Genomic DNA, 11053 nt, shown 5'->3' on the forward strand with positions numbered 1-11053 from the left:
GTCGGGTCAGTACCCGCGGTGCCGGTGCTCCACGACCGGCACCGCGGTGGTCTGCACCGCGGAGCCCGAGTAGATGTGTTCGATGTCGGCGGCGTGGTCGAAGAGCACCCGGTCCCGCTTGACGGTGAGCTTCGGCGTGAGGTGCCCGGACGCCTCCGTGAACTCGGCGTCCAGGATCGTGAACGAGCGGATCGACTCGGCGCGGGACACCCGCTGGTTCGCGGCGTCGATCGCGTGCTGCACGGCCGTGTGGACGCGTGCGTCGTGGGCGGCGCTCCGGGGGGTGAGCGCGGGGACGATCCCGTTCGCCGCGCACCAGCCGGGCAGCATCTCGCGGTCCAGGGTGACGAGCGCCGCGACGAACGGCTTGCCCTCGCCGACGACGACGACCTGCGCGACGAGCGGGTGCTCGCGCACGGCGTCCTCGAGCGGGGCGGGTGCGACGTTCTTGCCGCTCGCGGTGACGATGAGCTCCTTCGCTCGCCCGGTGACGGTCAGGACGCCGTGCTCGTCGAGCGTCCCGAGGTCACCGGTGCGGAACCAGCCGTCGACGAACGCCTGCTCGGTGGCGTCGGGGCGGTTCCAGTACCGGTCGAACACGTCGACGCCACGGACGAGGATCTCGCCGTCGTCGGCGATCCGCACCTCGACGCCGGGGAGGGCGCGGCCGACGGACCCGATGCGGATCTCCGCCGCCCGGTTGACGGTCGCCGGTGCGGTCGTCTCGGTCAGGCCGTAGCCCTCGAGCACGAGCACCCCGACGGACCGGAAGAAGTGGGCCAGGCGGGGCGACAGCGGCGCCGACCCACTGATCGCGTACCGCACCCGACCGCCGAGCGCCTCGCGGAGCTTCGCGTAGACGAGCCGGTCGAACAGCCGGAACCGCAGGCGGAGGCCGAGCGGGACCGTCCCGGTGGCGAGCGCCTCGGAGTGCTCGACCGCGGTGTCGGCCGCCAGCCGGAACACCCGGCCGCGTCCGCCGACGGCCGCCTTCTGCTCGGCCGCGTTGTAGATCTTCTCGAACACGCGCGGGACAGCGAGCAGGAACGTCGGCCGGAACGTGGCGACCGCGTGCATGAGGTCCTTGGTGTCCGGCTCGTGACCGACGAGCACACCGGTCCCGATCGACATGACGGCGATGAACCGCGCGAACACGTGCGCCATGGGGATGAACAGCAGTGTCGACGCGCCCTCCTCGACGACGTCCGCCATCGCCTCCGCCGCACCCTCGACGAGCGTCGTGAAGTTGTCGTGACGGAGGACGCAGCCCTTCGGCCGACCCGTCGTGCCGGAGGTGTAGATGATGGTCGCGTCGTCGTGCGCGGACACCGCGTCGAGGCGGGCGTCCAGCTCGGCGTCGGTCACCGGTTCGCCGAGTCGCGCCAGGTCGTCGAGCCCGCCGCCGTCGATGGTCCAGTGCTGCGCGAGACGCGGGAGGTCCGGGGCGACGCCCGCCACACGGCGTGCGTGCTCCTCGCTTTCGACGACGATCGCGACGGACCCGGAGTCCTGGAGGATGTACCGGACCTGGTCGGGCGAGCTCGTCTCGTAGACGGGCACCGACACCAGACCCGCGTGCCAGATCGCGAAGTCGACGATGGTCCACTCCGACCGCGTGCGGGACAGCACGGCGATGTGGGCGCCCGGCTCGAGTCCCGCGGCGACGAGGCCCTTGGCGACGGCGCGGACGCGGGCGAGGACGCTCGCAGCGCTCATCGGCACCCACCGTTCCCCGTGCCGCTGGGCGAGGAGTCCGCGATCGGGCGTCGCCGCGGCCCGTTCGACGAGGATCCGGGCGGCGGAACCGTGCCCGGCGTCCGCGTGGGTCTGGTCGGTCCCCTCGGGTGAGGTTCGGTGATCGTGCACGGCAACTCCCTCGTCGACCGTCGATGCTGATCCGCCTCGTCGTCGAGCCGGACGCGCTCAGCATAGGACCCACGCCCCCGCGCGAGTCCAGTGTCCACACCGGGTAGGGTCGATGTTCGTGCATGCCATCGGAATCGACATCGGGGGCACGAAGATCGCGGGCGCGGTCGTCTCCGAACTCGGCGAGATCGTCGCGGAGGACCGGGTCCCCACCAACGCCGCGGACCCCACCGCCATGCTCGACGACGTCGTCTCGATGGTCGAACGCCTCCGCGCGGAGCACGCGATCGAGGCCGTCGGTGTCGCGGCTCCCGGGTTCATCGACGCCTCGCAGTCGATCGTCTACTACACGCCGAACATCCGGTGGCGGAACGAGCCGCTGCGGCAGCGGCTGCAGGAACGCCTCGGCGACGTGCACATCACCGTCGACAACGACGCCAACGCCGCGGGCTGGGCGGAGTTCCGCTTCGGTGCCGGCCGCCTCGTCAGCGACATGACGATGCTCACGATCGGCACCGGTGTCGGTGGGGCGATCGTCACCGAGGACCGCTTGTTCCGCGGCGGCTTCGGCACCGGTGGCGAGATCGGCCACCTCCGCATCGTCCCGAACGGGCTCCCGTGCGGCTGTGGTGCGCGCGGGTGCATCGAGCAGTACGGCTCGGGTCGGGCGCTGCAGCGGATGGCGAACGACGTCGCGGACGCCGGTGGCATCGGTGTCGCCCTCGCCGAGGCCCGTGACGCCAACGGCGGCACGCTGGACGGGCAGATCGTCGGCGACCTCATCCTCGCCGACGACCCGGGGGCCCTCGCGGCGCTCCGTCGACTCGGACGACACCTCGGCGAGGCGTGCGCGTCGCTGTCGGCCGTGCTCGACCCGCAGCTGTTCGTGTTCGGGGGTGGGGTCGCGAGCGCGGGGGACCGCCTGCTCGAACCGATCCGTCAGGCGTACCTGAACAACCTGCCCGCGCGGGGTTACCATCCGGAGCCGGACTTCGTCATCGCGGAGCTCGTGAACGACGCGGGTGTCGTCGGTGCCGCGGACCTGGCGCGGATCCACGCGCGGACCGCCTGACCGCTCGACCGGACCGAGGACGCGACGATGCTCTACTGGGTGCTCAAGAACCTGCTCATCGGACCACTGCTCACGGCGGTGTTCCGCCCGTGGGTGGTCGGGCGTGAGCACGTTCCGGCGACGGGTCCCGTCATCTTCGCCAGCAACCACGTGTCGTTCATCGACTCCGTGATCCTGCCGGTCGTGCTCGACCGCCGGATCTCGTTCCTCGCCAAGAGCGACTACTTCACCGGTCGTGGGATCAAGGGCTGGGCCACGAAGACCGCCTTCGGCGCGCTCGGCCAGCTGCCCATCGACCGATCGGGCGGCAAGGCGAGTGAGGCCTCCCTGCGGACGGGCCTCGGCGTGCTGGCGCGGGGGGAGCAGCTCGGCATCTACCCGGAGGGCACGCGCAGCCCGGACGGGCGCCTCTACCGCGGCCGCACGGGCGTCGCCCGCATGGTGCTCGAGGGGCGCGTCCCGGTCGTCCCGGTCGCCATGGTCGGCACGCGCGAGGTCATGGCGATCGGTCAGCACGTGCCGAAGATCAAGCGCGTCGGGGTCGTCTTCGGCGAGCCCCTCGACTTCTCCCGCTTCACGGGCCTGGAGTCGGACCGCTTCATCCTCCGCAGCGTGACCGACGAGATCATGCACGAGCTCCGACGCCTGAGCCACCAGGAGTACGCCGACGTGTACGCGTCGAGCGTGAAGGAGCGCGGCGCAGCGGCCCTCCGGTCCACGGGGCAGCGCGTCGGTTCCACCGCTGGGGAACAGGGCGCCACGCTTCCACGTTAGGCTCAGTCAGTCCGCACGCCCCGACCGGTGTGGACAGCCCTGCCCGACGTGGCATCGAGCCACACAACCACGAGGGAATCGAAGTGTTCGAGTCGACCGACATCGTCGCCCTGCAGGATCCGGACGTGATCGAGGGGCTCGACTATTGGCGGACGCTCCCGATCAAGCAGCAGCCGGCGTGGCCGGACCCCATCGCGGCTGAGGCCGCATCGGCCGAGATCGCGACCTTCCCGCCGCTCGTGTTCGCCGGCGAGGTCGACGTGCTGCGCGACCGGCTCGCGGCGGCGGCTCGGGGTCAGGCCTTCCTCCTCCAGGGCGGTGACTGCGCCGAGACGTTCGCCGGTGCGACCGCCGACGCCATCCGCAACCGGGTGAAGACGATCCTGCAGATGGCCGTCGTCCTGACGTACGGCGCCTCCACGCCCGTCATCAAGATGGGACGCATGGCGGGGCAGTTCGCCAAGCCGCGGTCGAGCGACTTCGAGACCCGCGGTGACGTCACCCTGCCCGCCTACCGCGGCGACATCATCAACGGCTACGACTTCACGCCGGAGTCCCGGCAGGCGGATCCCCAGCGTCTCGTGCGGGGGTACCACACCGCGGCGTCGACGCTGAACCTCATCCGCGCCTTCACGCAGGGCGGGTTCGCCGACCTCCGACAGGTGCACAGCTGGAACAAGGGCTTCGCCGAGAACCCGGCGAACGCGCGGTACGAGCACCTGGCCCGCGAGATCGACCGCGCCATCCGGTTCATGGAGGCCGCGGGCGCGGACTTCGACGAACTCAAGCACGTCGAGTTCTACGCGTCCCACGAGGGCCTCCTCATGGACTACGAGCGCCCGATGACCCGTATCGACTCGCGGTCCGGGCTGCCGTACGACACCTCCGGCCACTTCGTGTGGATCGGGGAGCGCACGCGCGACATCGACGGCGCGCACGTCGACTTCCTGTCGCGGGTTCGGAACCCGATCGGCGTGAAGCTCGGGCCGTCGACCTCGGTCTCCGACATGGAGGCGCTCATCGACAAGCTCGACCCCGAGCGCGAGCCGGGCCGCCTGACGTTCATCACGCGCATGGGTGCGGGCCTCGTCCGCGAGAAGCTCCCGCCCCTGCTCGAGGCGATCAAGGGCATGGACGCCAACCCGCTCTGGGTCTCCGACCCGATGCACGGCAACGGCCTCACGACGCCGACCGGCTACAAGACGCGGCGTTTCGACGACGTCGTGGACGAGGTCCGCGGCTTCTTCGAGGCCCACCGCGCGGTCGGGACCTACCCGGGCGGCATCCACGTCGAACTCACGGGCGACGACGTCACCGAGTGCCTCGGTGGGTCCGAGCACATCGACGAGGAGACCCTCGCCACCCGGTACGAGTCACTCTGTGACCCGCGCCTCAACCACATGCAGTCGCTCGAGCTCGCGTTCCTCGTGGCCGAGGAGCTGAGCGCGGCACCGCGGTCCTGACGGTCCCCGGGACGGGAGGCACGGCACCGGACCGGTGTCGTGCCTCCCGTCCGTCCCGGCCTCCCGTTGCGTCAGCCGAGGCCGGACGGCGCGCACCGGTCACTGCTCGTAGTCGAGCGTGATCGTGTCGCCCTTGTGCACGGTGGAGCCGGGGGCCGGGTCGGTCGCGGACACCGGCAGCGACGACTTCCAGTCGTAGAACGAGCACAGCACGTTCGTGCAGTCCGGGTAGGACACGTGCAGGCCGAGGGCCTGGAGGGTCGACGCGGCCTGGTCGATCGGCTTCTTCCGGACGTCGGGGAGCGTGATCGGGACGGGGCCCTTCGACACCACGAGCTGCACCGTGGAACCCTTGACCACGGGGTCGGCCGGGAGGATCGCCTTGATGACGTCGCCGGTGGGGACGTCGTCGCTGTACTGGCCGGGCGCCTGGCCGGCGTCGAGCCCCACCGCCTCGAGCGCGGCGGTGGCCGCGTCGCTCGACTTGCCGACGACGTCCGGCACGGCGCCGAGCGACACCGTGAGGCGGACGGGCATCCGCTCGCCGTACTGGTGCACGGTGGTCAGGTCGACGTCGTCGCCGGCCTCGGTCGTGCCGGTCGCGGCGAGGACGGTGCCCGCGGCAGCGGATCCGTCGAACCGGTAGCGCAGCTGCTCGAGTGTGAAGTGCGGGGCGAGTTCGCTCCGCACGGTCGCGACCGGCTGTCCGACGATCGCGGGCAGCACGATGGGACGGGGCCCGGACGAGACGAGGATCCGGATCGTCGTCCCGCGGGTCACGATGCGCCGGGCGTCCGGCGCGGTCGCCGAGACGGCGCCCGCGTGGACGACCGCGTCGGGGCGCGCACCGGTGCTCGACGCGGCGTGCAGTCCCCGCTCCTCGATCAGGCGGCGTGCCTGGGAGACGCTCTTGCCGGCGACCTCCGGCACGCGCACGTTGCCGCCGGGCCCGGGTCCGAACCACCACGCGACGACCCCGACGACGAGTGCCACCACGACCACGACGGCGAGGAGGACCCACCCGCGGCGACGGCGCCGGGCGGTCGTGTGCGCGAGGCGTCCCGCGGCGGGAGCGAGGGCGGTCTCGAGCGACTCGCTCGCCGTCGGTGGGAACCGGGGCGCCGACGTCGTCGAGCGCTGCGGACCGATCGGGCTCCGGGGCGGAGCGAGCGGACCACGCGGACCGAGCATCGTGGTGTCTGCGGGCGCGGCGTCGAGCGGCAGGACGGTGGTGGTGCCGGCGGGGTGGAGCACGGACGTCGCGCGAGGGTCGCTCATCCGCTCGTCGATGCCCGCGAGGCCGTCGAGCATCGCGCGGGCGTCGCGCGGCCGTTCATCGGGGTCGCGCGCGGTGGCCCAGCGGACGACGTCGTCGAGTTCGGGCGGCACCGCCGGGTTGCTCGCGCTCGGGGCCGGGACCGTGTCGTTCGCGTGCTGGTACGCGATCTGCATCGGCTGGTCGCCCTTGTACGGCTGCTCGCCCGTGAGCATCTCGTACAGCATGATGCCGAGGGCGTAGATGTCGCTCCGGGTGTCCGCCACTCCGCGCGTGACGAGTTCGGGGGAGAGGTACGCGATGGTCCCGAGCAGGGCCGCACCGGTGGCGGTGTTCGCCGTCGCGGCGCGCGCGAGGCCGAAGTCGCCGAGCTTGATCCGGCCGTCGTCCGCGAGGAGGACGTTCTCGGGCTTGAGGTCACGGTGCACGATGCCCGCCCGGTGCGCGGACGCGAGCCCGGCGAGGACGGCGCGGAGGATGTCGAGCGCCTGGTCGCTCGTGAGCGCCCGGTGCTCCTGCAGGAGGTCACGGAGCGTGATGCCCGGGATGTACTCCATGACGATGTAGGTGCAGTCGGTCTCCTGCCCCTGGTCGAACACGCCCACGACGTTCGGGTGGGACAGACGGGCGGCGGACCGGGCCTCCTGGATGAAGCGTCCGCGGAACGCGGCGTCGTCCGCCAGGTGACCGTGCATGATCTTGATCGCGACGCGGCGCTCCAGACGGACGTCCGTGGCGAGGTACACGGTGGCCATGCCACCGCGGGCGATGCGCGACCGGACGCGGTACCGCTGGTCGATCATCCGACCGATCATCGGATCCGTCGCGGCGTTCATGGTCACGGTCGGCATTCTACGAATCGGGCGTCGGACCACCGCCGCTGACGCACCGACCGTGATGCAATCTCGATCTGGAGGAGGAGGCGGTGCTCACGGACGACCGGTCCCGCCTCCGACCTGGCGGCCGGATCCGGCGTCAGAGGGTGGCGAGCCACGCGGTCGCGGGCTTCTCCCACTGGCCGTACGCCTTCGGGTACGCCGAGTTCTGCACGGCCTGGGCCGCGTCCGTGACCGACATCGACTGCCAGCCGGGGACGTCGAGGAGACCGGCCGTCGTGCCGGCGTTCGGGTTGTGCGGACCGCCGAAGAACAGCCTCGCCGCGTACGTCGGGTCCATGAGCTCGGACGCGGATCCCCAGCCCTGGCTCGGCCGCTGCTGGAACAGTCCGATCGAATCGCGGTCCCCGTGGTCGAGGTCGCGGAGCCCGGACTCCTGCATCGCGGCCGCGAGCGCGACGACGAGGCCCCGCTCGGGAACCCCCAGGGCGCGGCCGACGCGGACGATGGTCTCGGCGTTGGCCCGCATCTCGTTCGTCAGGCCGACACCGCTCGACGCCGGCACGACGAGGGTGCTCCCGGCGTAGATCGTGCTCGTGTAGGTCAGGCCGTTCGCGGCGAGCAGGTCGGCGACCGAGACGGCGTGCGCCGACGCGATCGTGGCCAGGGTGTCGCCGGCGTGGATGTGCACGGTCGTCGCGCTGCTGACCGCCGGAGCCGCGGTGCTGGTCCCGGCGTTCGTCGTCACCGCGACCGTCGAGGTGGTGGTCGCCGACGGCACCCGGAGCGTCTGCCCCGGGTAGATGACACTCGTGGCCGACAACTGGTTGGCGGCGAGCAGCGCGTTCGTGGAGACACCGAGCCGCGCCGCGATGCCGGTCGCCGTGTCGCCCGACACCACGTGGTAGGTCGAGGTCCCGCCGGTCCGGCCGGTCGCGGTCGACCCCGACCGCAGCGTCAGGGTCTGCCCCGGGTGGATGATCGCGTTCCAGCTCAGGCCGTTCGCGCTGAGGACGTCGCGCGGCGAGAGCCCGTACCGGGCCGCGATCGCACTGACCGTGTCGCCCTGGACCACGGTGTACGAGGCCGGCGCCTCGGTGATGGCGGCGACGGTCGTGACCGTCGGGGTCGAGGTGGCGACCGCGGTGCCGAACACCGGGTGGTCGGTCTCGACGCGGTCGGGCGCGGCGCGGCGCGTGTGGTCACCCTCGTGCTTCTCCTCGGGGCGATGGCGCTGGTCCAGGTGTCCGGCGGCCACCGGTCCGGTCAGGCCGGCGGCGACGGCGATCGTGCCGGCGAGGACGATCGGCATCGTCGCGAATCGGGCTGCGCGCGGGCGCCGTGCGGCGGCGTCGTCGGTGTCCACGGTGATCACTCTCCTCGGGGGCCGCGGCGGGGGTGCCGTGCTGCTTCGGCCGGGTGCCGCGCCGCGGGTGCTCCGTCGCGCCGCGGCAAGGTCCGCACCACCGTGGCACGGATCGTCACGCGAGTCAATCAACGAGACGGATGTGACTGGTGTGACTCACGTGCCCCTCGCCCCCGCTCGAGGACCGCGGGGGAGTCTGGCACCATGGCAGCGTGACTGACGCACTGACGGACGACGCCCTGTCCGAGCGCTGGCTGACCGTGCCCGACCTCGTGGAGCTGCTCGGTGTGAGCCCGGGCCGGGTCCACCGGCTGTTCGAGCAGCGCACCCTGCTCCCCGCGCGGGTCGACGGTGTGCTCCGTGTCCCGGTCGAGTTCCTCGACGGTGCGGAGCCGTTGCCGGAGCTCCGCGGCACGCTCATCGTGCTCGGCGACAACGGCTTCAGCGACGACGAGGCCGTGCGCTGGATGCTCACGACCGAGGAGTCGATCGGTGTCCCGCCCATCGCAGCGCTCCGGGCCGGACGCAAGGCCGAGGTGCGCCGGGTCGCGCAGTCCCTGCTCTGACCGGCCGCGATGGTCGGCGAGGCGCGGCGAGGCGCGGCGAGGCGCGGCGGGTCGTCGCGGCGCAGCGGGTCGTCGCGGCGCAGCGGGTCGTCGAGCCGCGACCGGTCGCCGAGTCGGGGTGGTCCTCAGGCGACGCGCTGGGCGACCGTGTCCGCCAGGGCGACGAGCTGCTCCCGCGCCGACGGCGTGAGCGGCGCCGCCGCGAGCGCGGCCTTCGCCCGGGCGACGTGCCGCTCGATCGACCGCTCGACGGCGGCGACGGCGCCGGACTCGGTGAGGGTCGCCCGGAGCATCGTGATCTGGTCCTCGTCGAGCTCGGGATCGCCGAGCAACTCGTCGACGAGCTGCCGGGCGCCTGTGGGCAGGGCCTTCCGTGCGGTCGCGATGAGCACCGTCCGCTTGCCCTCGCGCAGGTCGTCACCGGCGGGCTTGCCCGTGACCTCGGGGTCGCCGAACACGCCGAGCAGGTCGTCGCGCAGCTGGTACGCGACGCCCAGGGGGAGGCCGAAGGCCCGCAACCCCTCGAGCTGGCGGTCGTCCGCGCCGGCGATGAGTCCGCCGATGGCGAGCGGCGCCTCGACCGAGTACTTCGCCGACTTGAACACGATGACCCGCTGGGCGCGGACGAGCAGGTCGGCCTCGTCGACGGTCGGCCACGCGGTCTCCTCGTGGATGTCGAGGTACTGCCCCGCGGTGACGTCGAGTCGCATCGCGTGGAACTCCTGACGGACCAGGCGCGCACGGCCGGGCTCGAGCAGGGCCAGGGCTTCGTCGAACACGCTGTCGGACAGCGAGAGCAGGAGGTCGCCCATGAGCAGCGCGCTGTTCGTGCCGTACGCGGCGCTGTCGCCGATCCATCCGTGCTCTGCGTGCAGGCGCTCGAAGCGACGGTGGGCTGCGGGGCGGCCGCGCCGCGTGTCCGAGCGGTCCATGATGTCGTCGTGCACGAGGGCCGCCGCGTGGAACACCTCGAGGGCCGCGGCCGCGGTGACGACGGCCTCCGCGGTGGTCTGACGGGATCCCGCGGCGAGCGGGTCGAACGAGCCCGACCGGCCGGCGACGGACTGCCAGCCCCAGTAGCAGAAGAGGGCACGGAACCGCTTGCCGCCGGCGAGCAGATCGCGCGAGAAGTCGCTGAACGGCGCGAGGTCGGGACTGATCGCCGCGAGCCGCGTGCGCTGCTCCGTGAGCGCGCGTTCGATGCGATCCGAGACGAGATCCACTAACCGCGTACTCTCAGCCACCCTCCTTACCTTAGTGGGTGGCTGAGGCATAGAATCGGCCCACTGAACCAGCGTCGATCCCAGGGATGAGGGACTTGAGATGCCACTCTCGGAGCAAGAGCAGCGACTCCTCGAGGAGATGGAGCGCAGCCTCTACCAGAACGACTCCGACTTCGTGGCCCGCGTCACCAAGCGGCAGGGTCGGCCGACCTACACCTCGATCACGCTCGGTGTCCTCGGGGCACTCGTCGGGGTCGGCGTCGTCGTGCTGGGCCTCGCGCTCCGGCAGCCCGTGATCGGCGTGGTCGGCTTCGTGCTCATGCTCGCGGGCGTCCTCTTCGCACTGCGTCCCGGTGTCGGCTCGCGTGCCGGCCGGCCGGCTGGCCGTCCGACCGCCAAGGGCGGCGCCGGCGGTTCGTTCATGGACCGCATGAACGAGCGCTGGGACAAGCGCAACCAGGAGCAGTAGCCGCTTCCGTCCACCTGCACCACCACAGCGGGGTCGACCTTCGGGTCGGCCCCGCTGTCGCGTTCCCGGGCGACAGCCGTCGATGGTCCGACGACACACCGCGGCCCTCCACCCCCTCCTCCACTCCGCTCCACACGATCCC

Annotated in this window: 9 protein-coding genes; 5 read left to right on the plus strand and 4 right to left on the minus strand. The window is 72.0% G+C overall.

Features of this window, described 5'->3' with window-relative positions; all coding sequences use genetic code 11:
* Positions 1–6: 6 nt before the first annotated feature.
* Complete coding sequence (locus DEI82_RS06055; RefSeq protein ID WP_111036106.1) at positions 7–1866, minus strand: long-chain fatty acid--CoA ligase; 1860 nt, start codon at positions 1864–1866, stop codon at positions 7–9.
* Positions 1867–1984: 118 nt separating this feature from the next.
* Between DEI82_RS06055 and DEI82_RS06060 the strand changes: the two genes are divergently transcribed.
* The 3 genes from DEI82_RS06060 to DEI82_RS06070 all read left to right on the plus strand — a co-directional run bounded on the left by DEI82_RS06060 (position 1985) and on the right by DEI82_RS06070 (position 5175).
* Entirely contained in the window at positions 1985–2938 is a 954-nt protein-coding gene (locus tag DEI82_RS06060; RefSeq protein WP_111008926.1) for an ROK family glucokinase, read from the plus strand.
* A 27-nt stretch (positions 2939–2965) separates the two neighbouring features.
* On the plus strand, positions 2966–3712 hold the full coding sequence (locus DEI82_RS06065; protein ID WP_111008623.1) for a 1-acyl-sn-glycerol-3-phosphate acyltransferase: 747 nt from the start codon (positions 2966–2968) through the stop codon (positions 3710–3712).
* 125 nt (positions 3713–3837) lie between these two features.
* Entirely contained in the window at positions 3838–5175 is a 1338-nt protein-coding gene (locus DEI82_RS06070; protein WP_111036129.1) for a class II 3-deoxy-7-phosphoheptulonate synthase, read from the plus strand.
* Between the two features lie 99 nt (positions 5176–5274).
* Here DEI82_RS06070 and pknB read toward each other — a convergent pair whose 3' ends face one another.
* Positions 5275–7287 (minus strand): Stk1 family PASTA domain-containing Ser/Thr kinase, encoded by a 2013-nt coding sequence (pknB, locus tag DEI82_RS06075; RefSeq protein ID WP_258371984.1) that lies wholly within the window; start codon positions 7285–7287, stop codon positions 5275–5277.
* 139 nt (positions 7288–7426) lie between these two features.
* The gene (locus DEI82_RS06080) at positions 7427–8653 is read right to left on the minus strand and encodes a LysM peptidoglycan-binding domain-containing protein (RefSeq protein WP_146242844.1); all 1227 of its coding nucleotides are present in this window, start codon (positions 8651–8653) and stop codon (positions 7427–7429) included.
* A 212-nt stretch (positions 8654–8865) separates the two neighbouring features.
* Between DEI82_RS06080 and DEI82_RS06085 the strand changes: the two genes are divergently transcribed.
* Positions 8866–9219 (plus strand): Rv2175c family DNA-binding protein, encoded by a 354-nt coding sequence (locus DEI82_RS06085; RefSeq protein ID WP_258368399.1) that lies wholly within the window; start codon positions 8866–8868, stop codon positions 9217–9219.
* Positions 9220–9344: 125 nt separating this feature from the next.
* Here DEI82_RS06085 and DEI82_RS06090 read toward each other — a convergent pair whose 3' ends face one another.
* On the minus strand, positions 9345–10463 hold the full coding sequence (locus DEI82_RS06090; RefSeq protein WP_111008625.1) for a polyprenyl synthetase family protein: 1119 nt from the start codon (positions 10461–10463) through the stop codon (positions 9345–9347).
* Positions 10464–10542: 79 nt separating this feature from the next.
* Between DEI82_RS06090 and DEI82_RS06095 the strand changes: the two genes are divergently transcribed.
* On the plus strand, positions 10543–10911 hold the full coding sequence (locus DEI82_RS06095) for a DUF3040 domain-containing protein (protein WP_111012632.1): 369 nt from the start codon (positions 10543–10545) through the stop codon (positions 10909–10911).
* Positions 10912–11053 lie beyond the last annotated feature (142 nt).

It is taken from the genome of Curtobacterium sp. MCBD17_019 (assembly GCF_003234555.1).
Classification (GTDB): Bacteria; Actinomycetota; Actinomycetes; order Actinomycetales; family Microbacteriaceae; genus Curtobacterium.